The sequence below is a fragment of the Streptomyces sp. NPDC002386 genome (assembly GCF_053593175.1).
This window is the reverse complement of record NZ_JBSFBX010000015.1, coordinates 43,510-68,445: the sequence shown is the minus strand read 5'-3', so window position 1 is coordinate 68,445 and position 24,936 is coordinate 43,510. Positions and strand designations below refer to the sequence as shown.

The 24,936-nt window shown below is 72.9% G+C and carries 26 protein-coding genes, 3 tRNA genes and 2 pseudogenes; 26 read left to right on the top strand and 5 right to left on the bottom strand.

Annotated elements, in window-relative coordinates:
- Nucleotides 1–127: 127 nt before the first annotated feature.
- Nucleotides 128–1,324, bottom strand: coding sequence for a sensor histidine kinase (locus ACWCPN_RS27395; RefSeq protein WP_451211148.1), 1,197 nt, complete (start codon nt 1,322–1,324; stop codon nt 128–130).
- A 235-nt stretch (nt 1,325–1,559) separates the two neighbouring features.
- Here ACWCPN_RS27395 and ACWCPN_RS27390 point away from each other — a divergent pair, with 235 nt between their 5' ends.
- The 12 genes from ACWCPN_RS27390 (at nt 1,560) to ACWCPN_RS27335 (ending at nt 13,186) form a co-directional block, all read left to right on the top strand.
- The gene (locus ACWCPN_RS27390; protein WP_199211562.1) at nt 1,560–1,973 is read left to right on the top strand and encodes an NADH-quinone oxidoreductase subunit A; all 414 of its coding nucleotides are present in this window, start codon (nt 1,560–1,562) and stop codon (nt 1,971–1,973) included.
- Nucleotides 1,964–2,584, top strand: coding sequence for an NADH-quinone oxidoreductase subunit B (locus tag ACWCPN_RS27385; protein ID WP_451211144.1), 621 nt, complete (start codon nt 1,964–1,966; stop codon nt 2,582–2,584). Before ACWCPN_RS27390 ends, ACWCPN_RS27385 begins: the two co-directional genes overlap by 10 nt.
- The gene (locus ACWCPN_RS27380; RefSeq protein ID WP_451211143.1) at nt 2,584–4,140 is read left to right on the top strand and encodes an NADH-quinone oxidoreductase subunit C; all 1,557 of its coding nucleotides are present in this window, start codon (nt 2,584–2,586) and stop codon (nt 4,138–4,140) included. Before ACWCPN_RS27385 ends, ACWCPN_RS27380 begins: the two co-directional genes overlap by 1 nt.
- Nucleotides 4,137–5,105, top strand: a complete 969-nt coding sequence (locus ACWCPN_RS27375; protein ID WP_451211141.1) for a complex I subunit 1/NuoH family protein — start codon at nt 4,137–4,139, stop codon at nt 5,103–5,105. Before ACWCPN_RS27380 ends, ACWCPN_RS27375 begins: the two co-directional genes overlap by 4 nt.
- Nucleotides 5,106–5,107: 2 nt before the next feature.
- Nucleotides 5,108–5,662: a NuoI/complex I 23 kDa subunit family protein gene (locus tag ACWCPN_RS27370; RefSeq protein ID WP_351667759.1), complete on the top strand. Its 555-nt coding sequence runs from the start codon at nt 5,108–5,110 to the stop codon at nt 5,660–5,662.
- On the top strand, nt 5,659–6,261 hold the full coding sequence (locus ACWCPN_RS27365) for an NADH-quinone oxidoreductase subunit J family protein (protein ID WP_451211138.1): 603 nt from the start codon (nt 5,659–5,661) through the stop codon (nt 6,259–6,261). The genes ACWCPN_RS27370 and ACWCPN_RS27365 overlap by 4 nt, the downstream gene beginning before the upstream one ends.
- Nucleotides 6,261–6,647 carry an NADH-quinone oxidoreductase subunit NuoK gene (gene nuoK / locus ACWCPN_RS27360; protein ID WP_199211567.1) on the top strand — a complete coding sequence of 129 codons (387 nt, stop codon included), beginning with the start codon at nt 6,261–6,263 and terminating at the stop codon, nt 6,645–6,647. The genes ACWCPN_RS27365 and nuoK overlap by 1 nt, the downstream gene beginning before the upstream one ends.
- On the top strand, nt 6,644–8,638 hold the full coding sequence (locus ACWCPN_RS27355; RefSeq protein ID WP_451211134.1) for an NADH-quinone oxidoreductase subunit 5 family protein: 1,995 nt from the start codon (nt 6,644–6,646) through the stop codon (nt 8,636–8,638). Before nuoK ends, ACWCPN_RS27355 begins: the two co-directional genes overlap by 4 nt.
- 6 nt (nt 8,639–8,644) lie before the next feature.
- Nucleotides 8,645–10,222 carry an NADH-quinone oxidoreductase subunit M gene (locus ACWCPN_RS27350; protein ID WP_451211131.1) on the top strand — a complete coding sequence of 526 codons (1,578 nt, stop codon included), beginning with the start codon at nt 8,645–8,647 and terminating at the stop codon, nt 10,220–10,222.
- A complete protein-coding gene (locus ACWCPN_RS27345) occupies nt 10,219–11,742 on the top strand; it encodes an NADH-quinone oxidoreductase subunit N (protein ID WP_451211128.1) in 1,524 nt (507 codons plus the stop codon). The genes ACWCPN_RS27350 and ACWCPN_RS27345 overlap by 4 nt, the downstream gene beginning before the upstream one ends.
- Before the next feature lie 191 nt (nt 11,743–11,933).
- Entirely contained in the window at nt 11,934–12,797 is an 864-nt protein-coding gene (gene htpX / locus ACWCPN_RS27340; protein WP_365129521.1) for a zinc metalloprotease HtpX, read from the top strand.
- Nucleotides 12,794–13,186 carry a YccF domain-containing protein gene (locus ACWCPN_RS27335; RefSeq protein ID WP_359552432.1) on the top strand — a complete coding sequence of 131 codons (393 nt, stop codon included), beginning with the start codon at nt 12,794–12,796 and terminating at the stop codon, nt 13,184–13,186. The genes htpX and ACWCPN_RS27335 overlap by 4 nt, the downstream gene beginning before the upstream one ends.
- Nucleotides 13,187–13,252: 66 nt before the next feature.
- Here ACWCPN_RS27335 and ACWCPN_RS27330 read toward each other — a convergent pair whose 3' ends face one another.
- Entirely contained in the window at nt 13,253–14,536 is a 1,284-nt protein-coding gene (locus tag ACWCPN_RS27330) for an APC family permease (protein WP_451211124.1), read from the bottom strand.
- 155 nt (nt 14,537–14,691) lie between these two features.
- Here ACWCPN_RS27330 and ACWCPN_RS27325 point away from each other — a divergent pair, with 155 nt between their 5' ends.
- Nucleotides 14,692–14,958, top strand: a complete 267-nt coding sequence (locus ACWCPN_RS27325; protein WP_199211572.1) for a GlsB/YeaQ/YmgE family stress response membrane protein — start codon at nt 14,692–14,694, stop codon at nt 14,956–14,958.
- Between the two features lie 123 nt (nt 14,959–15,081).
- Here the strand turns inward: ACWCPN_RS27325 and ACWCPN_RS27320 are convergent, their stop codons facing one another.
- Nucleotides 15,082–15,570, bottom strand: a complete 489-nt coding sequence (locus ACWCPN_RS27320; RefSeq protein WP_358928204.1) for a YajQ family cyclic di-GMP-binding protein — start codon at nt 15,568–15,570, stop codon at nt 15,082–15,084.
- Between the two features lie 213 nt (nt 15,571–15,783).
- On the opposite strand from ACWCPN_RS27320, the gene ACWCPN_RS27315 reads away from it, so the two are divergent.
- The 3 genes from ACWCPN_RS27315 (at nt 15,784) to ACWCPN_RS27305 (ending at nt 17,030) form a co-directional block, all read left to right on the top strand.
- Nucleotides 15,784–15,865, top strand: a tRNA-Tyr gene (locus ACWCPN_RS27315).
- Between the two features lie 243 nt (nt 15,866–16,108).
- Entirely contained in the window at nt 16,109–16,549 is a 441-nt protein-coding gene (locus tag ACWCPN_RS27310) for a VOC family protein (RefSeq protein ID WP_365120990.1), read from the top strand.
- A gap of 268 nt (nt 16,550–16,817) precedes the next feature.
- Nucleotides 16,818–17,030 (top strand): hypothetical protein, encoded by a 213-nt coding sequence (locus ACWCPN_RS27305; protein ID WP_451211120.1) that lies wholly within the window; start codon nt 16,818–16,820, stop codon nt 17,028–17,030.
- A gap of 51 nt (nt 17,031–17,081) precedes the next feature.
- Here the strand turns inward: ACWCPN_RS27305 and ACWCPN_RS27300 are convergent, their stop codons facing one another.
- Both ACWCPN_RS27300 and ACWCPN_RS27295 read right to left on the bottom strand, forming a co-directional pair.
- A complete protein-coding gene (locus ACWCPN_RS27300; protein ID WP_390050855.1) occupies nt 17,082–17,738 on the bottom strand; it encodes an NAD(P)H-binding protein in 657 nt (218 codons plus the stop codon).
- 103 nt (nt 17,739–17,841) lie between these two features.
- Entirely contained in the window at nt 17,842–19,110 is a 1,269-nt protein-coding gene (locus ACWCPN_RS27295) for an amidohydrolase family protein (RefSeq protein WP_451211117.1), read from the bottom strand.
- A gap of 335 nt (nt 19,111–19,445) precedes the next feature.
- Between ACWCPN_RS27295 and ACWCPN_RS27290 the strand changes: the two genes are divergently transcribed.
- The 10 genes and pseudogenes from ACWCPN_RS27290 (at nt 19,446) to ACWCPN_RS27245 (ending at nt 24,758) form a co-directional block, all read left to right on the top strand.
- Nucleotides 19,446–19,518, top strand: a tRNA-Thr gene (locus ACWCPN_RS27290).
- A gap of 46 nt (nt 19,519–19,564) precedes the next feature.
- Nucleotides 19,565–19,637: transfer RNA gene (locus ACWCPN_RS27285), tRNA-Met, on the top strand.
- A 90-nt stretch (nt 19,638–19,727) separates the two neighbouring features.
- Nucleotides 19,728–19,892 (top strand): 50S ribosomal protein L33, encoded by a 165-nt coding sequence (rpmG, locus tag ACWCPN_RS27280; RefSeq protein WP_003948671.1) that lies wholly within the window; start codon nt 19,728–19,730, stop codon nt 19,890–19,892.
- Between the two features lie 108 nt (nt 19,893–20,000).
- On the top strand, nt 20,001–20,453 hold the full coding sequence (locus ACWCPN_RS27275) for a MaoC family dehydratase N-terminal domain-containing protein (protein ID WP_365120982.1): 453 nt from the start codon (nt 20,001–20,003) through the stop codon (nt 20,451–20,453).
- Nucleotides 20,454–20,460: 7 nt separating this feature from the next.
- Entirely contained in the window at nt 20,461–20,889 is a 429-nt protein-coding gene (locus ACWCPN_RS27270; protein WP_199211590.1) for a MaoC family dehydratase, read from the top strand.
- Nucleotides 20,890–21,010: 121 nt separating this feature from the next.
- Nucleotides 21,011–21,580: a TetR/AcrR family transcriptional regulator gene (locus tag ACWCPN_RS27265; RefSeq protein ID WP_451211112.1), complete on the top strand. Its 570-nt coding sequence runs from the start codon at nt 21,011–21,013 to the stop codon at nt 21,578–21,580.
- Nucleotides 21,581–21,681: 101 nt separating this feature from the next.
- Entirely contained in the window at nt 21,682–23,124 is a 1,443-nt protein-coding gene (locus ACWCPN_RS27260) for a DHA2 family efflux MFS transporter permease subunit (RefSeq protein ID WP_451211110.1), read from the top strand.
- A gap of 159 nt (nt 23,125–23,283) precedes the next feature.
- Nucleotides 23,284–23,377: pseudogene (locus ACWCPN_RS27255) on the top strand.
- A gap of 175 nt (nt 23,378–23,552) precedes the next feature.
- Nucleotides 23,553–23,646 (top strand): annotated as a pseudogene (locus ACWCPN_RS27250).
- 56 nt (nt 23,647–23,702) lie between these two features.
- Complete coding sequence (locus tag ACWCPN_RS27245) at nt 23,703–24,758, top strand: UDP-N-acetylmuramate dehydrogenase (protein ID WP_199211592.1); 1,056 nt, start codon at nt 23,703–23,705, stop codon at nt 24,756–24,758.
- Nucleotides 24,759–24,936: the final 178 nt, after the last annotated feature.

The following is a 24,936-nucleotide window of genomic DNA, read 5'->3' as shown; positions in this document are numbered from 1 at the left end:
TCTCCGCCCGGGGGTTTTCCCCACCCCGCGCGGGCGGTGAGGGGCCCGGTGGGCGCGGGCCGGGACGGCGCGGGTCGGGACGGCGCGGGGTGGGACCGCGCTGGTGGGACGGCGCGGAGGGGCCCGGCTACTCCCTGCGGTCCCGCCAGGGCAGCTCCGCCGTGACCACCGTCGGGCCGCCGACGGGGGAGTCGACCACGAACAGGCCGTCCACCGCGCCGAGCCGCTCCGCCAGGCCCCGCATGCCGCTGCCGCCCTCCAGCGTGGCGCCGCCGGCCCCGTCGTCCCGTACCTGGACGAGCAGCCGGTCCTCGGCCCGCCAGACGTCGACCGAGGCGGAGCGTGCCCGGCTGTGCTTGCTGATGTTCTGCAGCAGCTCGGAGACGGTGAAGTAGGCGATGCCCTCGATGGCCGCGGCGGGCCGGGTCGGCAGGTCCGCCGTCACCATCACGGGGACGGTGCAGCGGGAGGCGACGGCGGACAGGGCCGCGTCCAGGCCGCGGTCGGTCAGCACCGCCGGGTGGATGCCCCGGGCCAGGTCGCGCAGCTCCTGGAGCGCGAGCTTCACCTCGCCGTGCGCCTCGTCCACCATCGCGGCGGCCGAGTCGGGATCCTCCAGCAGCTTCTCCTTGGCCAGGCCCAGGCCCATGGCGAGGTTGACCAGCCGGGCCTGGGCCCCGTCGTGCAGGTCCCGCTCGATCCGGCGCAGGTCGGCGGCGGCCGTGTCGACCACGACGCCCCGGTCCGACTCCAGCTCGGCGATCCGCCGCTCCAGCTCGTCGGACGGCGACAGCAGCCCCCGCACCATCGCCCGGTCCACGTTGGTCAGCCCCCGCGCGATGAACGGCAGCACCGGCCACAGCACGAACAGCGAGGTCAGCACGGTGCAGAAGGTGAGGATGCCCCAGGGCAGCCGGATGAGGTCGTAGAGCAGCGTCCGCCAGCCCACCGGGTCCTTCAGCGCCAGCCACAGCCGCTGGAACATCCCCCCGCCCCGGGCGAGCGGCAGCGGTGACGGCTCGTCGACCCGCACCCCGAGCAGCGCCCGGGACCGGCTCCGCTCCAGCTTGCCGAGCTGCCGGGCGCCCAGCAGGCAGACCGCGAGCAGCGGCAGCCCGATCACCGTGAGGGTGAGGACCCCGCTGACGAGCACCACCGTGAACACGTACGTGAAGCCGAACAGCGCCACCGGCAGGTTCAGCAGGAGATGCGCGATCTCCTTCCAGGTGCGCCCGTCGAGGGCCGTACGGGCGGGCGGCAGACGGTCGGAGGGCGGGCGGCCGGAGCCGTCGGTCCGGTCGGCGGCGGAGGCGGAAACGGTCATGCGGGCCAGCCTGCCGTGCCCGGCGCACCTTGTGCCATGCGGTCCACCGCCCCCGTTCCCTGGGGAAAACCCCACCCTCCGCCCGGCCCCGGTGTCTCACGCCGTGACGGGCTGCTTACCGTGTCTTTATCAGGGCCTAGACTCCCGTGCGTACAGATCCTCGAATCAGGTCGCAGCACAGGGATCCACTGCACCGGGTTCACCAAGGTCACGAGGTCAGGGAGCGAGGCGGACGGTGCGGGAGACGTTGGGGGACTCGACGGTCGCCGCGGCGGACGCGGCCGGCTACTTCCGGTCCTACTCGGTCGTGGGACTGCTCGCGCTCATCGGCGTGCTCTTCGTCGCGGTCGCGTTCGGCGCCGGCCGGCTGCTGCGCCCGGTGGTGCCCACCCCGGAGAAACTGCTCACCTACGAATGCGGCGTCGACCCCGTCGGCGAGGGCTGGGCCCACACCCAGGTCCGCTACTACGTCTACGCCTTCCTCTACGTGATCTTCGCGGTCGACTCGATCTTCCTGTTCCCGTGGGCGACGGTCTTCGCCGCCCCCGGCTACGGCGCGACCACCCTCGTGGAGATGTTCATCTTCCTCGGCTTCCTCGCCGTGGGTCTGCTCTACGCCTACAAGAAGGGGGTGCTGGCATGGACGTGAACCCGTCCGCCACGGAGAACCCGTCCGCCGCGGAGCCCGTCCTGCTTCCGGAGCCCAAGCGGCTGGGCGCCCTCGCCCGGCTCGCCCCCGAGCCGATGAAGGTGGTCCTGAACTGGGGCCGCCGCTATTCGCTGTGGGTGTTCAACTTCGGTCTCGCCTGCTGCGCGATCGAGTTCATCGCCGCGTCGATGGCCCGCCACGACTTCATCCGCCTCGGGGTCATCCCCTTCGCGCCGGGCCCCCGCCAGGCCGACCTGATGGTCGTCTCGGGAACGGTCACCGACAAGATGGCGCCGGCAGTGAAGCGCCTCTACGAGCAGATGCCGGAGCCCAAGTACGTCATCTCCTTCGGCGCCTGCTCCAACTGCGGCGGCCCTTACTGGGACTCGTACTCCGTCACCAAGGGCGTCGACCAGATCATCCCGGTCGACGTGTACGTACCGGGCTGCCCGCCGCGCCCCGAGGCGCTGCTCCAGGGCATCCTCAAGCTCCAGGAGAAGATCGCCGCCGAGTCGCTCGGGGACCGGTACGGGGCCGCCCGCCCGTCCGCGGCCGCCCTCGGCAGCGACCTGGTGAAGCCCCCGGCGCCCGCCCGGGAAGGGGACGCGTGATGAGCACGGCAGGCTGGCTGCCCGCACCCGCCGGGGACCTCTTCGGGCCCGACGCCACGGCCGAGGAGTCCTACGAGGTCCTGACGGTCGACGTGCCGCCGTCCTCGTGGCTCACCGCCCTGGAGACGGCCCGCACCACCCTGCACTGCACCTACTTCGACTGGCTGAGCGCCGTCGACGAACCGGGGACGGGATTCCGCGTCTCGGCGCACGTCGTGGCCCTCCACCCGGTCCGCCGCCTCCTGGTCCGCACGACCGTGCCGCACGAGGCGCCGGAGCTGCCGTCCGCCGTCGGCGTGTACGCGGGCGCGGCCTGGCACGAGCGCGAGACGCACGAGATGTTCGGGGTCGTCTTCGAGGGCCACCCGGGCCTGGAGCACCTGCTCCTCCCGGAGACCTTCGAGGGACACCCGCTGCGCAAGGACTTCGTCCTCGCCGCCCGCGTGGCCAAGGCCTGGCCGGGCGCGAAGGAGCCCGGGGAGTCCGACCACGGTGGCCCCAAGCGCCGCCAGATGCTGCCGCCGGGCGTCCCCGACCCGAACGAGTGGGGCCCGCTGAAGGGCCAGCTCCCTCCCGCCCCGGCCCGCCCGGCCCGGGGCGCGGGGCGCGCGGCGGGCGAGCGCCCGGCCCGCGCGGCCGGTGAGCGCCCGGTACGCCGGGCCCGCACGGCGTCGGAGGGCTCCGCGAGCCAGGCCGGGGAGACTCCTGCTGGGGCTGCTGGGGCTGCTGGGGCTGCTGGGGCTGCTGGGGCCGCTGGACCCGCCGGAGTCGGTGGTGCCGCGGGAACCGCCGGCGCCGGGGCGCGGCCGCGTCGGACGAGGAGTGCGAGCGAGGGCTCGGCGAGCCAGGCGGCGGCGCCGGCCGAGGACGCGGCGGTGCGCGAGCAGGCCGCCGTCGAGGGTGACGCCGAGCGGACGGCGCCGGAGGGACCGGCCGCCGAGGCCGCGGTGGCGCGTGAGCCCGGTCCGGCACCGGCCCGGCCGCGCCGAGCGCGCAGCGCCTCGGGAGGCTCGGCCTCGCAGCGGCCCGCGGCACCGATCGAACCGGCGGAACCGACGGAACCGACGGAGCCGGCCGCACCGACCGAACGGGCCGAAGCGGCGGAGCCGGGCGGCTCCGCCCGCCGGGGCGGGGCCCCGCGCAGCTCTGACGCCCCGTGGCACCACGCGCGCCCGGCCTTCGACGAACGGCCCGAGCCCGCCCGGGAACCGGAGCCGGCTCAGGCGGCGGCGGAGACCGGGCAGCGCCCGGAGGCGGAGCGAGCCCGAGAGACGCGAGCTGTCCAGGCCGAGCGGGCCCCGGAGGCCGAGCAGCCGCTGAAGGCCGAGCGGGCCCCCGAGGCTGAGCAGGCTCCGGAGGCCGAGCGGCCCCGGGAGGAGTCGGCCGCGGAGACCGAGCCGACCCGGGAAGCCGAGCGAGCCCAGGAATCCCAGGACGTTCCGGAGGCGCGGCCGGCTCAGCGCCCCCAGGACGCTCCCGAAGCCGAGCCGGCACGGCACCCCGAGAGTCCCGAAGAACCCCCCACCCCCGACGACCCCACAGGAGGCCCGCGGTGAACGACGCGCTGGATGTCGTCCTGCGACTCCTGGTCGTGTTCGTCGTCTTCCTCACCTTCCCCCTGATCGTGGGCCAGACCGAGCACAAGGTGATGGCCCACATGCAGGGCCGCCTCGGTCCGATGTACGCGGGCGGCTTCCACGGCTGGGCCCAGCTCATCGCCGACGGTGTGAAGTTCGCGCAGAAGGAGGACGTGGTCCCGGCCGGCGCCGACCGCCGCGTCTTCCAGCTCGCCCCGGCCGTCGCCCTGCTGCCGTACCTGCTCGTCCTGCTCGCCATCCCGATCGGACCGGGCGAGGGTGCCGTCGGGCAGGTGCTGGACGCGGGGGTCTTCTTCGTGCTCGCGGTGATGGGCGTCGGCGTGCTGGGCTCGCTGATGGCCGGCTGGGCGAGCGCCAACAAGTTCTCCCTGCTCGGCGGCCTGCGCACGGCGGCCCAGCTCCTCGCCTACGAGTTGCCCATGCTGCTCGCGGCGGCCTCCGTCACCATGGCGGCCGGCACGGTCTCCCTCCCGGGCATCGTGCACGCCTTCCACTGGTGGTGGCTGCCGTGGCAGATCGTCGGCGCGATCGTGTTCTTCGTGGCCGGCCTCGCCGAACTGCAGCGTCCGCCCTTCGACATGCCCGTCGCCGACTCGGAGATCATCTTCGGCGCGTACACCGAGTACACCGGTCTGCGGTTCGCGCTGTTCCTGCTCGCCGAGTACGCCGGCATCGTCGTCCTGTGCGGTCTGACCACTGTCCTCTTCCTGGGCGGCTGGCACGGCCCGTGGGGTGCCGACGGCCTCGGCTGGCTGTGGACCCTGCTGAAGACCGCGATCCTCGCCTTCGTCGTCATCTGGCTCCGCGTGACCTACCCGCGCCTGCGCGAGGACCAGCTCCAGAAGCTCTCCTGGACCCTCCTCGTCCCCCTCTCCCTCGCCCAGATCGCCCTCACCGGCGTCGTCAAGGTGGTGATCCAGTAGCCATGGCTCCGATTCCCGGCAGCGGCCTGGCCAAGGGCCTGGCCGTCACCCTGCGCACGATGACGCGGAAGACCGTCACCGAGCAGTACCCGGACGCCCTCCCCGAGCTGCCGCCCCGCACGCGCGGTGTCATCGGGCTGTTCGAGGAGAACTGCACGGTGTGCATGCTGTGCGCCCGCGAGTGCCCGGACTGGTGCATCTACATCGACTCGCACAAGGAGACGGTCCCGCCGGCCGCCCCCGGCGGGCGCGAGCGCAGCCGCAACGTCCTCGACCGGTTCGCCATCGACTTCTCCCTGTGCATGTACTGCGGTATCTGCATCGAGGTCTGTCCATTCGACGCGCTTTTCTGGTCCCCGGAGTTCGAGTACGCCGAGACCGACATCCGCGACCTCACCCACGAGCGGGACAAGCTCCGCGAGTGGATGTGGACCGTGCCGGCCCCGCCCGCCCTGGACCCGGGCGCGGAGGAGCCGAAGGAGATCGCCGCGGCCCGCAAGACCGCCGAGAAGCTCGCCGCCCAGCAGGCCGCCGAGCAGGGGGAGGAGCGGTCGTGAACCTCGCCGCCGCCCAGCACGGCTTCCTGTCCCCGACCGGCGTGGAGATCGCCTTCCTCCTCGTCGGCCTGGTCACCTTCGGCGCCGCGCTCGTCACCGTCACCACCCGGCAGCTCGTGCACGCCGCCCTGTGGCTGGTGGTCGCGCTCGGCGGCCTCGCCGTCGAGTACCTCCTGCTCACCGCCGAGTTCATCGCCTGGGTGCAGGTCCTGATCTACGTCGGCTCCGTCGTCGTCCTCCTCCTGTTCGGTCTGATGCTCACCAGGGCCCCCATCGGCCGCTCACCGGACGCCGACTCCGGCAACCGCTGGGCCGCCCTGGCCGTCGCGGTCGCCGCCGCCGCGGCCCTGGTGTGGGTGGTCGCCGACGCGTTCCGCACCACCTGGATCGACCTGGACGGCCCGGCCGCCGGCACCACCCGCGTCACCGGCCAGAGCCTGTTCCAGAACTGGGTCCTGCCCTTCGAGGCGCTGTCCGTCCTGCTCCTCGCGGCCCTGGTCGGCGCGATCGTCCTGTCCCGCAAGGCGGCAGCGGCGGAACCGCCCCCCGGCGCCGCCCCCGCGGCCGGCACCCCCGGCGAGAAGGAAGGCGCCCGCTGATGCACCTCGCCTATCCCGCCGTACTCTCCGCCCTCCTGTTCTGCACCGGCCTGTACGGCGTCCTCGCCCGCCGCAACGCGATCCTCGTCCTGATGTCCGTCGAGCTGATGCTCAACGCCGTCAACCTCAACCTGGTCGCCTTCGACGTCTGGCTGAGCCGGACCGCCGCGGAGACCCTGCACTCCGGCCAGGCGCTGACCCTGTTCACCATCGCCATCGCCGCCGCCGAGATCGGCATCGGACTGGCGATCGTGCTCGCCGTGTACCGCAACCGCGGCACCTCCGACATCGACAGGCTCCGCGACACCGCCGAGGGCCACGGCGACGACACCGACGGCCCCGGCACCGACGCCTCCGCGGCCGAGAAGGCTGAGGCCACCGCGTGACCACGACCACCCTCGCCGTCCTCGTCCCCCTCCTGCCGTTCCTCGGCGCCGCCGCCGGACTCCTGCTCGGCCGCACCGCCCCCGGTCTCGTCCGCCCGCTCGCCGTACTGCCCGCCCTGGCCGCGCTCGCGCTGGCCGCGCTGGTCGCCGTACGGCAGGGCGGCGGCCAGGCCATCGAGGCCCGAACCGAGCTGACGCCCACCGGCTCGGTCCCGATCGACCTCGCCCTCGACATCGACGGCTTCGCCGCGCTCGTCGCCGTCCTGGTCGCCTTCGTCGCGACCTGCGTGCAGATCTACTCGACCGGCTATCTGCGCGACGACCCGCGCTACCCCTCCTACGCCGCCCTCGTCTCCCTGTTCACCTCCGCGATGCTCCTGGTCGTCTACTCCGGCGACCTGATCGTGCTGCTGGTCGGCTGGGAGGTCATGGGCATCTGCTCCTACTTCCTGGTCGGCCACTACTGGGAGACCCCCGAGGCGCGCGCCGCCTCCCTGAAGGCCTTCCTGGTCACCAAGCTCGGCGACGTGCCGTTCCTCATCGGCCTGTTCGCCCTCGGCACCGACGCCGGATCGTTCAACATTCCCCGCGTCCTCGGCGCCGTGGCGAACGGGAGCATCGGCCACCCGACGGTCATCGCCCTGCTGCTGCTCGCGGGCGTGGCCGGCAAGTCGGCGCAGTTCCCGCTGCACACCTGGCTCCCCGACGCGATGGCGGGTCCCACGCCCGTCTCCGCGCTGATCCACGCCGCGACGATGGTCGCCGCCGGTGTCTACTTCGTCGCCCGTCTCCTCCCGCTCTTCGAGGCCTCACGGGCCGCGATGGTGGTCCTCGCCGTCATGGCCGCCGTCACCATGACCGGCTCCGGCCTCGCCGCCCTCGCCCAGGACGACATCAAGCGCGTCCTCGCCTACTCGACGATCGGCCAGCTCGGCTACATGACCGGTGCCCTCGCCGTCGGCGACCGCGGCGCCGCCGTCTTCCACCTCCTGTCGCACGGCGCCTTCAAGGCGCTGCTGTTCCTCGCCGCCGGCGTGATCATCCACGCCGCCGGCACCAACTCGCTGGCCGCCATGTCCCGCATGGGCCACCTGCGCGACCGCGTGCCGGACGCCTACTGGACGATGACCGTGGCCCTGCTCGCGCTCGCCGCGATCCCGCCCTTCAGCGGCTTCTTCTCCAAGGAGTCCGTGCTGGGCGCCGCCGAGCACGTGGCCACCGGCCACACCGCTCAGGCGCCCGGCGCCGCAGGCTGGCTCGTGCTCGTCGCCGGACTGGTCACCGCCCTGCTCACCGCCGCCTACGCCACCCGGCTGTGGCTGCTGGCCTTCCGCGGCCGGGGCGCCGAGGCCCCCGACCACGGCCGTCAGCCACTGACGATGACCGTCGTGCTGTGGGCCCTCGCCGTGCCCTCCCTGGCCTTCGGCGGGCTCGCCTACCGCTCGCTGCCCGGCTGGCTCGACGGCCGCGACCTGACGCCGACCCTCCTCACCTCCATCCTCGGCACCGGCCTCGCCGTGGTCGGCGGACTCCTCACCTACGGCGCCTGGCAGCGCACCACCGCGCTCGCCGCCCGTGTCCCGCTGGGCGCCGTCGCCGCCCACCCCGAGGGCGACGCGGGACTGGTCGAGGCCGAGGCCATCGCCAGCCACGAGCCCGCCTACGGCGACATCGCCCAGGCACCCGACCCGGCGGACCCCGGACGGCTGCTGCTCGGCCCGCTGCACCGGCACGCGGCCGCCGGCTTCCACGTGGACGCCGTGTACTCCGCGCTGTTCGTCCGCCCGGTCCAGGCCGGCGCGAGTCTCGTCCGGTTCCTCGACCGCGAGGTCGTCGACACCTACGTACGCGGCGCGGCCGCCGTGCCCCGGCTGCTCGGGACCGCCGTACGGCGGGCCCAGACCGGCAATGTGCAGACCTATGTGAGCGCGCTGCTCGCCGGCACCGTCGTCCTGGCGGTCGCCGTCCTCCTCGTCGCCACGGGAGCGTGAGCAGGCGTGATCGATATCAACGAGTCCGTGATGCAGTTCCTTCTGGCGTTCGTCGTCGCCGGCCCGCTCCTCGGCGCCGCCACCGCCCTCCTCCCGGCCCCGCCCGGACTGAAGGGGAAGTCGCCCGGGCAGGCCGTGCTGCGGCACGGTGTCACCGTGACCGGCGTGATCCTCATCGCCGCCGTCGTCCTCGCGCTCGGCTTCGACCACGACCACCCGTCGAAGATGCAGGCCACGACCGACATCAGCTGGATCCCCGCACTCGACGTGCGGATCCACCTCGGCATCGACGGCATCTCGCTCCCCCTCCTGGTGCTGACCGCGCTGCTGGCCTTCCTCTGCGCGCTCTACTCGTACTTCAAGCCGCCGGCGGGCCCGTCCCCGAAGGCGTTCGTCGCACTGCTGCTCCTGCTCGAGACCGGCACCCTCGCGACCTTCGCCGTCCTCGACCTGCTGCTGTTCTTCCTCGCGTTCGAGACGGTGCTCATCCCGATGTACTTCCTCATCGCCCGCTGGGGCGGCGAGGGCCGTACCCGGGCCGCGTGGAAGTTCATCCTGTTCACACTGCTCGGTTCCGTGGTCATGCTGCTCGGCCTGCTCCTGATCGGAATCAAGGCGGGCACGTTCGACATGCTGGCACTCGCCACTGACAACGGCCGGTCACTGACCACATCCGTGCAGGTCATCGCCGTTCTGGCGATCGGGATCGGGCTCGCGGTCAAGACGCCGATGTGGCCGCTGCACAGCTGGCTGCCCGACGCCCACACCGCCGCCCCCACCGTCGGCTCGGTGCTGCTGGCCGGCGTCCTGCTGAAGATGGGCACGTACGGGTTCGTCCGCATCCTGCTGCCGGTCGCGCCGGACGGCTTCCGCACCTTCGCGCCGTACCTGGCCGCCCTCGCGGTGGTCGGGATCATCTACGGGTCCCTGGCCTGCCTGGCCCTGGCCAAGCAGGGCGCGAAGGGCGACCTGAAGCGGCTCATCGCCTACTCGTCCGTCGGCCACATGGGCTTCGTCCTGCTGGGCATCGCCACCATGACCCCGACCGGCGTCAACGGCGCCCTGTTCGCCAACATCGCCCACGGCCTCATCACCGGCCTGCTCTTCTTCCTGGTCGGCGCGCTGAAGGACCGCACCGGCACCACGGACCTCGACACGCTCTCCGAGGAGACGGGCGCGGCCCTCTACGCCAAGGCCCCCCGCCTCGGCGGCCTGCTCGCCTTCGGCGCCGTCGCCTCGCTCGGCCTGCCGGGCCTCGCCGGCTTCTGGGGCGAGATGCTGGCCCTGTTCGGGTCGTTCAGCCCCGCCGCCGGCCTCAGCCGGCCCGCGTTCCTCACCTTCATGGCGATCGGCGCGTTCGGCACCCTGCTGACGGCCGCCTACATGCTGATCGTGGTCCGCCGGGTCTGCATGGGCGCCGTACCGCAGCAGGCCCCAACCACCCTCGCCGACGTGCACGGCTACGAGTTCGCGGCCTGGACCCCGCTCGTCACCCTCACCGTCCTCGCCGGACTGTGGCCGCGGGCCCTGCTCGGCCTGACCGACCCGGCCGTGCAGCAGCTCCTCGCAGGAGGCACCCGATGAGCGCCCTGGCCCAGCCCGCGGCCCAGTCGCTGGTCCAGTCCGTCGACTGGCTCGCGATCGCGCCGCCCACCATCACCGCGGTCGTGGCGCTCGCGGTCCTCGTCGCCGACCTCTTCCTCCCCGAGGCGCGCAAGCCGCTCCTGGGCTGGATCTCCGTGGCCGGCCTGGCCGTGGCCGCACTGATGCTGCTGCCGCTCCTGGACGGTGATCACAGCACCTTCTGCCTGCCCGCGCCCGCGCGCGCGTGCAGCTACACCGCCGACCACTTCACCCTCGTCATCCAGTTCCTCGTCCTCGGCGGCGCCCTGCTGGCGGCCCTGCTGTCGGTGACGAACCTCGGCGACGAGCGGCGGCGCATCCCGGCCGGGGAGTTCTGGTTCCTGCTGCTGTCCTCGGCGGCCGGTGCCGCCCTGCTGCCCGCCTCCCGCGACCTGGCCACCCTCGTCGTCGCCCTGGAGGTCGCCTCCCTGCCGGCCTTCGCCCTCGTCGGCATCCGGCACGGCGACAAACGGTCCTCCGAGGCGGCCCTGAAGTTCTTCCTGTCCTCGGTCACCGCCACCGCGGTCAGCCTGCTGGGCATCAGCTTCGTCTACGCCACCACCGGCACCCTCTACCTCACCCAGGTGGCCCAGCGCATCCAGCACGTCGACGGGCAGCTGCACACCCTCGCCCAGACCGGCGTCGTCCTCACCCTGGTCGGCTTCGCCTTCAAGACCGCCGCCGTCCCCTTCCACTTCTGGGTGCCCGACACCTACGTGGGCGCGCCGCTGCCCATCGCCGCCTACCTCTCGGTCGTCGGCAAGGCCGTCGGCTTCTCCGGGCTGATCCTCGTCACCGTCGTCGCCTTCCCGTCGTACGCCGACGTCTGGGGGCCCGCGCTCGCCGCGCTCGCCGCCCTCACCATGACCGTCGGCAACGTCGGCGCCCTGCGCCAGCAGGCCACGCGGGCGTACAGCGCGGTACGGCTGCTCGCCTGGTCCTCAGTCGGCCAGGCCGGCTACCTCCTCGTACCGATCGCCGCCGCCGGGTACGCCGAGGACCCGCGGAAGGCGATCGGCTCCACCGTCGCCTACGCCCTCATGTACGCCGCCGTGAACCTCGGCGCGTTCACGGTGGCCGCCCTGGTGGGACGCGCGAAGTCCCTCAACCGGCTCAGCGACTACCGCGGCCTGTACGCCACCAACCCGGTCACCGCCCTGCTGCTGGCGTTCTTCCTGCTGTGCCTCGCCGGGCTGCCGCCGGGCGTCATCGGCCTGTTCGCCAAGGTCACCGTGTTCTCCGCGGCCGTCGACGCCGGCCTTGGCTGGCTCGCCGTCGTCATGGCCGTCAACGTGGCGATCGCCCTCTTCTACTACCTGCAGTGGACGGCGCTGCTGTTCCGCGCCCCCGAGGGCACACCCGCCCGGCACCGCCTCCCGGCCCCCCTCACCGCCGCCCTCGCCCTCACCGGCGTCCTCGGCGTGGTGCTCTCCGGCGCGCCCCAGCTGGTCCTGCGCTTCGCCGCCACCGGGCTGTTCTGAGGACTCTTCGCGCGCGCGTGGGGCACCCGTCGCGTCACGCGCGCGGAAGGCCGTAAGCGCACGTCACCCGTACGGCCGACGCGTGCCGCCGCCCGCACCAGGGAACTCGCGGCGGCCGCCTGGCGTTGACCAGAGCGGGAGGGTCCACTGGACCAAAGCGTTCCCCTGAAGCACGACTTGGAGGGCGTACCGTGCACCGCCGGCACAACGGGCTGAGGACCGCAGTACTCCTCGGGGGGCTGTCCGCGCTCATCATCGTCATCGGCAGCTTCTTCGGCCGTACGGGACTGATCGTGGCGGTCCTGATCGCGCTGGGCACGAACGCGTACGCGTACTGGAACAGCGACAAGCTGGCGCTCCGCGCGATGCGGGCCCGCCCGGTCAGCGAGTTCGAGGCCCCCGCGCTGTACCGGATGGTCCGCGACCTGTCCACGCAGGCCCGGCAGCCCATGCCCCGCCTGTACATCTCACCGACGGAGGCGCCCAACGCCTTCGCGACCGGCCGCAACCCGCGCAACGCGGCGGTGTGCTGCACGGAGGGCATCCTGCGCCTGCTCGACGAGCGCGAACTGCGCGGCGTCATCGGCCACGAGCTGAGCCATGTCTACAACCGCGACATCCTCATCTCGTCGGTCGCCGGCGCCCTCGCCTCGGTGATCATGTTCCTGGTCAACTTCGCCTGGCTGATCCCCATCGGCCGCTCCGACGACGACGAGGGTCCCGGCCTGCTCGGCATGCTGCTGATCATGATCCTGGGCCCGCTCGCCGCCTCCCTCATCCAGTTGGCCATCAGCCGGTCCAGGGAGTACGAGGCGGACGCCTCGGGCGCCCAGCTCACCGGCGACCCGCTGGCCCTGGCCAGTGCCCTGCGCAAGCTGGAGCTCGGCACCCAGCAGCTCCCGCTGCCCCCTGAACCCCGGATCGAGACCGCGAGCCACATGATGATCGCGAACCCCTTCCGCCCGGGCCAGGGGCTGGCCAGGATGTTCTCCACGCACCCGCCCATGGCGGACCGCATCTCCCGGCTAGAGAAGATGGCAGGGCGTCCACAGTGAAGATCATCCTCAACGTCATCTGGCTCATTCTGAGCGGCTTCTGGCTGTTCCTCGGATACCTGCTCGCGGGCGTCCTGCTCTGCGTCACGATCATCGGCATCCCCTTCGGGATCGCCGCCTTCCGCATCGGCGTCTACGCGCTGTGGCCCTTCGGGTACACCACGGTCGAGCGGCACGACGCGGGAGCACCCTCGTGCGTCGGCAACGTCCTGTGGCTGCTGCTGGCCGGCTGGTGGCTGACGCTGGCCCACATCACCACCGGCATCGCCCTGTGCCTGACGATCATCGGCATCCCGTTCGGCGTCGCGAACTTCAAGCTGATCCCCGTGTCGCTGTTCCCGCTGGGCCGCGAGATCGTGCCCACGGACCAGCCGTTCGCCGCCCGCTGAGGCCCCCTCGACGCCACTGAGCACCCGTCAGACGCGCCGGTCGCCACGGGAGGCCGGCTGCCCGGCTCACGCCCCTCGCCGGGGCTCCGGGCGACCTCCGCCCGCACCGCGCCCCGCCCACCACCGCCGTACGCCGTAGGCCACCACCCCGAGGACGAGCACGCCCGCCCCCACGGCGACCGAGACCGCGGGGAGGGCGAACGCCAGCGTGGCGCAGCCCAGCAGTCCCAGCGCCGGCACCACCCGGGCGCGGAGGGCCGGGCCCAGCGTCCAGGCCGAGGCGTTGGCCACGGCGTAGTAGGCCAGGACGCCGAACGAGGAGAAGCCGATCGCGCCGCGCACGTCCACCGTGGCGGCCAGTACGGCGACCACCGCGCCCACGGCCAGCTCGGCCCGGTGCGGCACCCGGAACCGCGGATGCACGGCGGCCAGCACCCGGGGCAGATGACCGTCGCGGGCCATGGCCAGCGTCGTCCGTGACACCCCGAGGATGAGCGCGAGCAGCGACCCCAGCGCGGCCACCGCGGCCCCCACCCGGACCACCGGCACGAGCCCCGGCACCCCGGCCGCGCGCACCGCCTCGGCCAGCGGCGCCGCCGCGTGCCCGAGGGGCCCGGCGCCGAGGACGCCGAGGACGGCCACCGCGACCGCCGCGTACACCACCAGGGTGATCCCCAGAGCCAGCGGAACTGCGCGCGGAATGGTGCGCGCCGGATCCCGCACCTCCTCGCCGAGCGTGGCGATCCGCGCGTACCCGGCGAAGGCGAAGAACAGCAGGCCGGCCGCCTGGAGCACACCGCCCGCCCCCGTCGCCGGCCCGGCTCCGAGCCGCCCGGCGTCCATGCGCCCGGAGGCGAAGCACGCGACCACCACCGCGGCGAGGACGGCCAGCACCACGGCCACGATCACCCGCGTCACCCACGCCGACTTCTGGACGCCGCCGTAGTTCACGGCGGTCAGGGCCACCACGGCCGCCACCGCCACCGCGTGCGCCTGCCCCGGCCACACGTACGCCCCCACGGTGAGCGCCATGGCCGCGCAGGAGGCCGTCTTGCCGACCACGAACGCCCAGCCGGCCAGATACCCCCAGAACCCGCCCAGCCGCTCCCTGCCGTACACGTACGTCCCGCCCGAAGCCGGATAGCGGGCGGCCAGCCGGGCCGAGGACATGGCGTTGCAGTAGGCCACGACGGCCGCGACGGCCAGTCCCGGCAGCAGCCCCCGCCCGGCGGCACGGGCGGCCGGGCCCAGCGCGGAGAACACGCCGGCCCCGAGCATCGAGCCGAGGCCGACGACCACGGCGTCCCGCACGCCCAGGGTGCGTCGCAGCGCGGGACCGGAAGCTGTCATGCGCCGCACCCTACTGACCGGCGCAACCGGCAGGTGGACTCGAGACGTCCTCCTCCACGACACGGCACGAACAGGCGCGCGACCGACAACCGGTCCTCACCGGATTCTCAGGAACCGGCCAGTGCGGACACAGCGCGGAAGGGCAGGTTCACGGCATGAGCATCATCGGTTGGATCATCCTGGGGCTTCTGGCCGGAGCCATCGCCAAGGTCCTGCTGCCTGGCCGCGACCCGGGCGGCTTCATCGGCACGACCCTCATCGGCATCGCGGGCGCGTTCATCGGCGGCTACATATCGTCCCGCTGGCTGGACCATCCGATCAGCAAGCACTTCTACGACGGCGCGACCTGGGCCGCCGCGATCGGCGGCTCGCTGGTCCTGCTGATCGTCTACCGCCTCCTGTTCGGCAACTCGCGCGACTGAGGCACGGGCGGCGGGACGCGCCGAGGAGCGGACGAAGGGTGGGCACCGGCCGGTGCCCACCCTTCCTGCCCATGACCCGGAGACGGCCCGCCGGGGTCTCCTGCGGTGCCGGACCGCGCCGTCCTACCGGTAGTTGACGAACTGCAGCGCGAAGTCGAAGTCCTTGCCCTTCAGCAGGGCGATCACGGTCTGGAGGTCGTCGCGGCTCTTGGAGGTGACCCGCAGCTCCTCGCCCTGGACCTGGGCCTTCACGCCCTTCGGGCCCTCGTCCCGGATGATCTTGGCGACCTTCTTCGCGTTCTCCTGGGAGATGCCCTCCTCGATCGTCGCGAAGATCTTGTACTCCTTGCCGGAGAGCTGGGGCTCGCCCGCGTCCAGCGCCTTCAGCGAGATGCCGCGCTTGATCAGCTTGGACTGGAAGACGTCGAGGACGGCGTTCACCCGGTCCTCGGAGTTCGCCTCCATGAGGATCTTGTCGCCGGACCACGAGATCGAGGCACCCACGCCCTTGAAGTCGTAGCGCTGCGAGATCTCCTTGGCGGCCTGGTTGAGGGCGTTGTCGACCTCCTGCCGCTCGACCTTCGAGACGATGTCGAAACTGGAGTCGGCCATGTCCTGTGGCTCCTTGTATCGGGGTGCGTGTCGGGTGCGCGGCGGCGGCCGCCGAACCCGGCGTGGCGCCGGGCCGCATCCGCACCAGCCTAGCCACCCCGAGACCCGTGAGGTGGAGATCAATCGGGTGGCGAAGCACCCCCACGCATCGGGTATTGTTTACGTCGTTGCCACGGAGCACCGCCGAAAAGCGGTTCGAAGGGCAGCGACCCCGGCGGTGTGCCCGAGCGGCCAAAGGGAGCAGACTGTAAATCTGCCGGCTCAGCCTTCCCAGGTTCGAATCCTGGCGCCGCCACACTGGGGAAAACCCCCTCCGAACAGCCCACAGGGCGGATCGGAGGGGGTTTCTTCGTTTCCCCCGGCGGCACGGTCGCCTATTCCGCCCGCAGGGCCGATGAGTTCCGCCCCGCCCCGTCGTCTGCACGTCGGGAACGTCTCGTGCCGGTCGCGGGAGGCCCGATGGGACGGCCAGGGGCCGGCCGGCTCCGGTCCAGGGACAGGCGCGGCCACCTGCCGCGAGAAGCGAAGGAGGCCCGGTGTGACGATCCGGCGGATGGACAACGTCCTCATCGTCGTCGACGACCTTGACGCCGTCATCTCGTTCTTCGTCGAACTCGGCATGGAACTGGAGGGCAGAGGGCCGCTCGAATGGCGCGGGGCGGAACGGGTCATCGGGCTCGACGACGTCCGGCAGGACATCGCCATGCTGCGGATCCCGGACGGGCACGGGCGGATCGAGCTGGCGAAGTTCCACCGGCCGCGGGCCGTCAGAGGCGAGCCGGAGGACGCGCCGGCGAACACGCTGGGCCTGCGCCGCGTCATGTTCGCCGTCGACGACATCGATGACGTCGTCGCCCGGCTCCGGGCGCACGGCGCCGAACTCGTCGGCGAGATCGTGCGGTACGAGGACGTCTACCGGCTCTGTTACGTCCGTGGCCCCGAGGGCATCGTCGTCGGACTGGCCGAGGAGCTCGGCTGACGGCCCTCCGGCGCGGCCGCCCGCCCGGCCCCCGCCCGGCGCGGCCCCCCGGCCGGCCTGCCCGGCCCGGCCGCCCCTTGGTCCGGTGGTGCCGCCTCGCCGGCCGGCTGCTCGGCGGTGCAGGCCGGCCCGGGCGGGACATCGTCCGGCACCGGCCGCTGGAACGCCCGGCCGGCGCGACGCTCTCCGGGTTTGGCGGCAGCCGCCGGGCGGGGGAGCGCCGTACCCGCTCCTGCCGTGCCGGTGGGACAGCGGGCACACTGGCCGCATGTCATCCCGTCGCAGAACCTGTCCCGTGTGCCGCCGCGAGATCGCCGTCGTCGCGGGTCGCTTCGCGCGGCACGATCCGCCCGGGGCACGGGCGAACGGGGAACTCCTCTCCTGCGCCGGGTCCCGGCGGCAGGCACAACTCGGATCCGTCCAGCCGGCGTTGGACGGGTACGCCGTGCCGGACTTCCCCGGGCAGCTGCCTCTCTTCTGACAGGTGAACGGCCGTTGTCCCTCCGGCCGGTCAAACGGCTGGCCGGCGCGCTCAGTTGCCCGCGACCGACTTCACGGCCACCGACACCGGCGTCGAGCCGCCGATCAGCTCCAGCGTCAGACCGGCCGTCGCCGAGGTGTCCACCAGCTCCGCCAGCACGGCCGCCACGTCGTCCCGCGGGACCGGACCGCGGCCGGTGTGCGCCTCCAGCCGGACCAGGCCGGTGCCCGGCTCGTCGGTCAGCGCGCCGGGGCGCAGGATCGTCCAGTCCAGGGCCTCCTGCCGGGTGACGTACGCGTCGGCCTCCCCCTTGGCGCGCAGGTACACGTCGAAGACGTCGTCGCCCTGGTGCGCGGGGTCCGCGCCCATCGAGGAGACCACCACGAAGCGGCGCACGCGCGCGCGTACGGCCGCGTCCGCGAACAGCACCGCCGCGCCCCTGTCCACCGTGTCCTTGCGGCCCGTGCCGCTGCCCGGGCCCGCGCCCGCGGCGAAGACCGCCGCGTCCGCGCCCTGGAGATGTGCCGCGACCTCCTCCACCGAGGCGGACTCCAGGTCGAGCAGGACCGGTTCGGCGCCCGCCGCCCGCAGGTCGTCGCCCTGCTCCGCCTTGCGGATGATCCCCGCGACCTCGTCCCCGCGCGCGGCGAGCACCCGCTCCAGCCGCAGCGCGATCTGACCATGACCACCAGCGATGACAATGCGCATGATTCCGACCGTACGCCCGAAGGGGCGCGTGCGCCGCATGGGTTGGGAGCGCCGGCCCGTCACTCCGGGCGCGCTCCGGGCCCCCTCGGGGCAGCGGGTTTCCTCACGACAGCTCCCCCCGGCCCTGCCGGGGCAGCCCCAGCTCGGCCGCCACCGCCGAGTTGCAGTACTCGCGGACCGCGCTGGTGCGGGCCACCACCCGGCCGCGGTGCACCACGATCCGGCTGTAGGCGAGGGAGAGGGCACCGGACAGGTGATCGCCGCGCACGGCCAGCAGCTCGGCGGGGAAACCGGCCTCGACGCGTACCTCGGGCAGTCCCAGTGCCTCCCGCGCAGCGGTGCTGACGGCCTCGTAGGCGTCCTCGGGGCGCAGGCCGTGCGCGGAGGCGAGGAGATAGGCGGCCTCCAGGGGGTCGCCCCGGCCCACGGGGTTGGCGACGTCGCGGAGGGCGCCGCTGCCCGCCGCCACCCTGACCCCGGCCGCGCGCAGCAGCCGTACCGGCGCCGCGCCCCGGCGGTCGGCCGTGCCGCAGCCGCCCTGGGGGAGGCACACCACCGTGACCCCGGCCGCCGCGAGCTGCTCCGCGAGCCGGGAGGCCGCCTCGGCCGGCAGGCGCGCGAGCCCGGCGCACGGGCCGACCGTCACGCCGGGGCGCAGACCGCCCGCCATGGCCGCGAGCCGGGAGAGCCGGGCCGGGTCGGTGGCGTCCGTGTGCAGGTCCACCGGGCAGCCGTGCTCGGACGCCACCTCCAGGAGGGCCTCCACGTAACCCGTGGGATCCGGGTCCGTGTCCGGGCAGCCGCCCACCACCGACGCGCCCATCTTCACCGCGTCCCGGAGCATCGCGAGCCCTTCGGCACCCGCCACCCCGGTCAGCAGGCGCGGCATCGCCACCGTGGTCAGCTCCGCGAGGCCCCGCAGCGAGCGCCGGGCCTGCAGTACGGCGCCGAGCGCGCCGAGGCCCTGGACGTCGCCCACGCGCACGTGCGCGCGTGCCGCCGTCGCGCCGTGGCCGAGCTGGAGCAGGGCCGCCTCCGTGGCCCGGCGCTGGACGTCGTCGGGGGCGTAGGAGACCGGTCCGGGATGCTCGGCGGACAGCGCCGTGTCCCCGTGTGCGTGCGGCTCGGCCGGGGCCGGCAGGAGCAGGTAGCCACTGAGGTCGACGCGGGAGGTGCCCGGTCTGGGCGGGCCCGGCGTCAGGCTGCCGGCCGTGCCGACGGCCTCGATACGCCCGCCGCCCAGCCGTACGTCCACGGTCCGGCCGTCGGTGAGCCGCGCCCCGCACAGCAGCACCACGGCCTGGTCGGGCTGCCCGGAGGACCCCGACTGGTTCGACGGCCACGGGGGCGGCTGCGGCTGGCTGTCGGGCATCGGACTCCAGGGTTCGGGCCGGGGGCTCGGGGCAGGGCCGCGTGAGGGGGGCCGGGACGTGCGCGGACCCAAGATCACGCAGAGTGAGTCGAGCCTAGGGTGGCGAACCCTGTGGGGCGCGGAGGAGCGCAATAGTCGTACCGGCGTGGCCCGGCCGGGGCGGGACGTCCGTCACCTGCCGCGACGGGTGCCCTCCACACGCGCGCGTGCCCGGGCCGCAGGGGACTTCGCGGGCGCTCCGGAGGGCCCGGAACAGCCCGGGCGGGGGAGCGCGGTGGGCCCCTGGATACGGATTTGGGCGAACGGCGGCGGACCGTGTAATGTCTTCATCGCTCGCCCCAATAGCTCAGTCGGCAGAGCGTCTCCATGGTAAGGAGAAGGTCAACGGTTCGATTCCGTTTTGGGGCTCTGGTGTGAAAGGCGCCCGTCGTAAGACGGGTTCCGATCGCATCACAGCGGTGTAGCTCAGTCGGTAGAGCAAGCGGCTCATAATCGCTGTGTCACCGGTTCAAGTCCGGTCACCGCTACTGACAGTAGCCGATTGCGGGGTCGGTCCTTCGATCGGCTACTCTTGCTTGCATTGAAATAGTCCATCCGTTCGTCTTAGGAGCACTCACGTGGCTGCCACCGACGTCCGCCCGAAGATCACGCTGGCCTGCGTGGAGTGCAAGGAGCGGAACTACATCACCAAGAAGAACCGGCGTAACAACCCGGATCGCCTTGAGATGAAGAAGCACTGCCCGCGTTGCAACGCGCACACCGCGCACCGCGAAACGCGATAAATCAGGCTCGTACGTGAGGCCGCCCCCGCAAGCTGGGGGGCGGCCTCACGTCGTTTCACCGGCTGCTGAGACCAGACACGCTGCTTGAGACCAGGAGGTGCCGGGCCAATGGCGCTCGACCAGTCCTTCGTGGGGCGGACCTACCCCCCCACCCCGCCCTACGAGGTGGGCCGGGAGAAGATCCGCGAGTTCGCCGAGGCGGTCGGGGAGACCAACCCGGCGTACACGGACCCGGAGGCCGCCAAGGCGTTCGGCCACCCGGACGTGATCGCCCCGCCGACCTTCGTGTTCTCCATCACCTTCCGGGCCGCCGGACAGGTCATCGAGGACCCGCAGCTCGGGCTCGACTACAGCCGGGTGGTGCACGGCGACCAGAAGTTCGCGTACGTCCGCCCGGTGCGGGCCGGCGACCGGCTCACGGTGACGTCCACCATCGAGGGCATCAAGTCGCTCGCGGGCAACGACATCCTGGACATCCGCGGCGAGGTGCACGACGAGGCCGGCGAGCACGTGGTGACCGCCTGGACCAAGCTCGTGGCCCGTGCGGCCGGGGAGGCGTGAGAAACCGATGACGGCGAAGATCGCGTACGACGACGTCGAGGTCGGCACCGAACTGCCGGCCCAGACCTTCCCCGTGACCCGCGCCACCCTGGTGCGGTACGCGGGCGCCTCCGGGGACTTCAACCCGATCCACTGGAACGAGAAGTTCGCCAAGGAGGTGGGCCTGCCGGACGTCATCGCGCACGGCATGTTCACCATGGCCGAGGCGATCCGCGTGGTCACCGACTGGGCCGGCGACCCGGGCGCGGTCGTGGAGTACGGCGTCCGCTTCACCAAGCCGGTCGTCGTGCCGAACGACGACGAGGGCGCGGTGATCGAGGTCGGCGCCAAGGTCGCGGCCAAGCTCGACGACCGGACGGTGCGGGTGGACCTGACGGCGACCAGCGGCGGCCAGAAGGTGCTGGGCATGTCCCGGGCGGTCGTGCGGCTGGCCTGAGGGCTTCGGCCGTTCGAGTCAGGGGCGTCCACCTTGGTGGGCGCCCTTCGCCGTACCCGGGCCCGGCGTGCCCGGCCGGGCTCCCTTGACGAAGTTAGTAATTGAGCACTAACTTCGTCCCATGCCCAGGATGAGTGCGGAAGAGCGACGCGAGAGTGTCATTCGCGCGGCGATCTCCGAGTTCGCGCGGAAGGGGTACTACGGCACCTCCACCGAGGCGATCGCCAAGCGGGTGGGTGTCTCGCAGCCGTACCTCTTCCGGCTCTTCGAGGGCAAGAAGGCGATCTTCGTCGCCGCGTCGCTGCGGTGTGTGGAGGACATCTGCAAGGTCTTCGGGGAGGCGGCCGAGGGGCTGGAGGGCGAGGAGGCCCTGCACGCCATGGCCGACGCCTACGTGCGCCTGATCACCGAGCAGCCCGAGAAGCTCCAGATGCAGATGCAGACGTACATCACGGTGGCCGCCGCGGAGGCGGAGGGGGAGCACGGGTTCGGGGAGGCCGTACGGGCCGCCTGGATGCGGCTCTGGGACACCGTGCATCTCCCGCTCGGCGCGGACGACGGCGAGACCACGACCTTCATGGCGTACGGGATGCTCATCAACACCCTCGCCGCCATGGGGTTCCCGCCCGGGCACCGGGTCTGGCAGTCGATGTACCCGTCGTCCCGGATCACCGGGCGGCTCCAGCACTAGGCGGAACGGGAGGCGGACCTCCCGGAACTCCCGCCTCTTTCCTGGGCGCAGAAGTTAGTCAGCAATTACTAATCAAGGCTGGAACACCCTCTGGGGGAGAGATGTCACAGCAGACAGCACGTCGCGGGGGCGCCGCCTGGGCCCTCGTCATCACCAGCGTCGCCGGGTTCATGGCGGCACTCGACAACCTCGTCGTCACCACCGCGCTGCCCTCCATCCGCGAGGACCTCGGCGGCGCGCTGGACGACCTGGAATGGACCGTCAGCGCCTACACGCTCACCTTCGCCGTCCTGCTGATGACCGGTGCCGCGCTCGGCGACCGCTTCGGGCGCCGCCGGCTCTTCCTCGCCGGGCTCACCGTCTTCACCGGCGCCTCCGCCGCCGCGGCCATGGCTCCCGGCATCGGCTCCCTCATCGCCGCCCGGGCCGTCCAGGGCGTCGGCGCGGCCGTGCTGATGCCGCTCACGCTCACCCTGCTCACCGCCGCCGTGCCCGCCGCCAAGCGCGGGATGGCGTACGGCATCTGGGGCGCCGTCAACGGTCTCGCGGTCGCCTCCGGGCCGCTCATCGGGGGCAGCCTCACCGAACACATCTCCTGGCACTGGATCTTCTGGCTGAACGTCCCGCTCGGCGTGATCCTGCTGCCGCTCGCCCGGCTGCGCCTCGCCGAGTCATACGGCACCGGCGCCCGGCTCGACCTGCCCGGCACCCTGCTCGCCAGCGGCGGCCTGTTCGGGATCGTCTACGGCCTGGTCCGGGGACCCGCCGACGGCTGGACCGGCTCCCTGGTGCTGACCGCGCTGTTCGGCGGGAGCGCGCTGCTGGTGGGCTTCGTCCTCTACAGCACCCGCGCCGCCGCCCCGATGCTCCCGATGCGGCTGTTCCGCTCCCGCGCCTTCTCCGGGATCAACGCAGCCAGTCTGCTGATGTTCGTCGGCATGTTCGGCTCGATCTTCCTGCTGAGCCAGTACATGCAGGGCGTGCTCGGCTACTCGCCCACCGAGGCGGGGCTGCGGATGCTGCCGTGGACCGGCATGCCGATGCTCGTGGCGCCCGTGGCGGGCATCCTCTCCGACCGCGTCGGCGGCCGCCCGGTCGTCGCCACCGGGCTGTTCCTGCAGGCGGTGGGCCTCGGCTACCTGGCCTCCGTGGTCTCCGCCGACGTCTCCTACGCGGCCCAGCTGCCCGGTCTGGTGATCAGCGGCATCGGCATGGCCCTGTACTTCGCCCCGGCCGCCAACCTGGTGATGTCCAGCGTCCGCCCGCAGGAGCAGGGCATCGCCTCCGGCGCCAACAACGCGCTGCGCGAGGTGGGCGGCGCGCTCGGCATCGCCGTCATGTCGTCGATCTTCGCCGCCCAGGGCGGCTACGCCAGCGCCCAGAACTTCGTGGACGGCCTGCGGCCCGCCCTCGTCACCGGCGCCGGGGTGGTGGCCCTCGCCGCCCTGGCCGCCCTGCTCGTCCCGGGCCGCCGGCGCACACCCGGCACCGGGCCCGCCACCGGGCAGGAGACCGCACCGGCGGCCGAGGCGCTCTCCGTCTGACACCCGACGGCACCCGCACGCGCGCGTGGACCCCGAGAGGCCACGCGCGCGTGCGCCGTTCCGCACGGCCTGACCGTGTCAGCCGGACGTCAGGGCGGGGTCAGCGGGGCCTGGCACCGTAGTGCTTGTGAACGGCGCGGGGGACCGGGCCGGGAGCGAGGAGAGGTGCCCGGAGTGGTTTATCGGGGACCGAGAGCATGTCTTGAGGTCGGATCCCTCGGGGTCCGCGCAGGTTCGAATCCTGCCCTCTCCGCTTGGCGGTGCGAGTGTCGTCCGGGCGCGCGCGTGTGGGTCTTTCGAGGCCTGTGCGCGCGCTTTCGTGTTGTGCGGTGTGTGGTGTGGTCGTGTCAGCCGGACGTCAGCGTGCGGTCAGGGGGGTGCGGCACCGTAGTGCTTGTGAACGGCGCGGGGGACCGGGCCGGGAGCGAGGAGAGGTGCCCGGAGTGGTTTATCGGGGACCGAGAGCATGTCTTGAGGTCGGATCCCTCGGGGTCCGCGCAGGTTCGAATCCTGCCCTCTCCGCCCATGGGAACGCCGGCGCCGCCTGGCCACCGGCGTCGTCTCGTAGTCTTGGGCCCGTGCAGGAACTCCACGACGCCCCCCTCGCCCCGCTGACCACCTTCCGGCTGGGCGGCCCCGCGGCCCGGCTGGTCACCGCCACCACCGACGCCGAGGTGATCGACGCCGTCCGCCGCGCCGACGACACCGGCACGCCGCTGCTGATCATCGGCGGCGGGTCCAACCTGGTCATCGGCGACAAGGGCTTCGACGGCACCGCCCTGCGCATCGCCACGCGCGGCGTCGAGCTGCGCGGCACCACACTGGAGCTGGCGGCCGGCGAGGTCTGGACGGACGCCGTCGCCCGCAGCGTCGAGGCCGGGCTCGCCGGGATCGAGTGCCTGGCCGGGATCCCGGGCTCCGCGGGCGCCACCCCGATCCAGAACGTGGGCGCCTACGGCCAGGAGGTCTCCGCGACGGTCACCGAGGTGATCGCCTACGACCGCCGGGCCGGCGAGACGGTCACGCTGACGAACGACGAATGCGCCTTCTCCTACCGGCACAGCCGCTTCAAGGCCGACCCCGAGCGCTACGTCGTGCTGCGGGTCCGCTTCCGGCTGGAGGACGCGGGCGGCCTGTCGGCGCCCGTCAAGTACGCCGAGGCGGCCCGCGCGCTCGGTGTCGAACCCGGCGACAGGGTGCCGCTCGCCGCCGCCCGCGAGACCGTGCTGAAGCTGCGCGCCGGGAAGGGCATGGTGCTCGACCCCGAGGACCACGACACCTGGTCCGCCGGATCCTTCTTCACCAACCCGATCCTCACCGACGAGCAGTTCGCCGCGTTCCACGCGCGCGTGCGGGAACGGCTGGGCGAGGGCGCCGAGCCGCCCGCGTACCCGGCCGGGGAGGGCCGCACCAAGACCTCGGCGGCCTGGCTGATCGACAAGGCCGGCTTCACCAAGGGCTACGGCACCGGGCCCGCCCGCATCTCCACCAAGCACACGCTCGCCCTGACCAACCGCGGCGGCGCCACCACCGAGGACCTGCTGGCCCTGGCCCGCGAGGTCGTCGCCGGGGTCCGCGAGGCCTTCGGGGTCACCCTGGTCAACGAACCCGTGACCGTCGGCGTGAGCCTGTGAGGGCATGAGACCGACGCTGCGCGAGTTCCGGCCCCGGACGGGTCGGTACGAGCGCGGCGTCGTCCAGCCCTGGCCGCCCCCGCGGCACATCTCGTCAAGGGCGGAGCCGCCCTCGGGGACTGCTTCCGGGGCCCGGCGGGCGAGCCGGGCGACCCGCGCGTGCTGATCCGCTTCCAGG

Bases quoted from the DNA above. Each gene is read 5' to 3' on its own strand.
- ACWCPN_RS27395 (WP_451211148.1), bottom strand. From the start codon at position 1,324: ATGACCGTTTCCGCCTCCGCCGCCGACCGGACCGACGGCTCCGGCCGC.
- ACWCPN_RS27385 (WP_451211144.1), top strand. From the start codon at position 1,964: ATGGACGTGAACCCGTCCGCCACGGAGAACCCGTCCGCCGCGGAGCCC.
- ACWCPN_RS27380 (WP_451211143.1), top strand. From the start codon at position 2,584: ATGAGCACGGCAGGCTGGCTGCCCGCACCCGCCGGGGACCTCTTCGGG.
- ACWCPN_RS27370 (WP_351667759.1), top strand. From the start codon at position 5,108: ATGGCTCCGATTCCCGGCAGCGGCCTGGCCAAGGGCCTGGCCGTCACC.
- nuoK (WP_199211567.1), top strand. From the start codon at position 6,261: ATGCACCTCGCCTATCCCGCCGTACTCTCCGCCCTCCTGTTCTGCACC.
- ACWCPN_RS27345 (WP_451211128.1), top strand. From the start codon at position 10,219: ATGAGCGCCCTGGCCCAGCCCGCGGCCCAGTCGCTGGTCCAGTCCGTC.
- ACWCPN_RS27330 (WP_451211124.1), bottom strand. From the start codon at position 14,536: ATGACAGCTTCCGGTCCCGCGCTGCGACGCACCCTGGGCGTGCGGGAC.
- ACWCPN_RS27325 (WP_199211572.1), top strand. From the start codon at position 14,692: ATGAGCATCATCGGTTGGATCATCCTGGGGCTTCTGGCCGGAGCCATC.
- ACWCPN_RS27320 (WP_358928204.1), bottom strand. From the start codon at position 15,570: ATGGCCGACTCCAGTTTCGACATCGTCTCGAAGGTCGAGCGGCAGGAG.
- ACWCPN_RS27305 (WP_451211120.1), top strand. From the start codon at position 16,818: ATGTCATCCCGTCGCAGAACCTGTCCCGTGTGCCGCCGCGAGATCGCC.
- ACWCPN_RS27300 (WP_390050855.1), bottom strand. From the start codon at position 17,738: ATGCGCATTGTCATCGCTGGTGGTCATGGTCAGATCGCGCTGCGGCTG.
- ACWCPN_RS27295 (WP_451211117.1), bottom strand. From the start codon at position 19,110: ATGCCCGACAGCCAGCCGCAGCCGCCCCCGTGGCCGTCGAACCAGTCG.
- ACWCPN_RS27275 (WP_365120982.1), top strand. From the start codon at position 20,001: ATGGCGCTCGACCAGTCCTTCGTGGGGCGGACCTACCCCCCCACCCCG.
- ACWCPN_RS27270 (WP_199211590.1), top strand. From the start codon at position 20,461: ATGACGGCGAAGATCGCGTACGACGACGTCGAGGTCGGCACCGAACTG.
- ACWCPN_RS27265 (WP_451211112.1), top strand. From the start codon at position 21,011: ATGCCCAGGATGAGTGCGGAAGAGCGACGCGAGAGTGTCATTCGCGCG.
- ACWCPN_RS27260 (WP_451211110.1), top strand. From the start codon at position 21,682: ATGTCACAGCAGACAGCACGTCGCGGGGGCGCCGCCTGGGCCCTCGTC.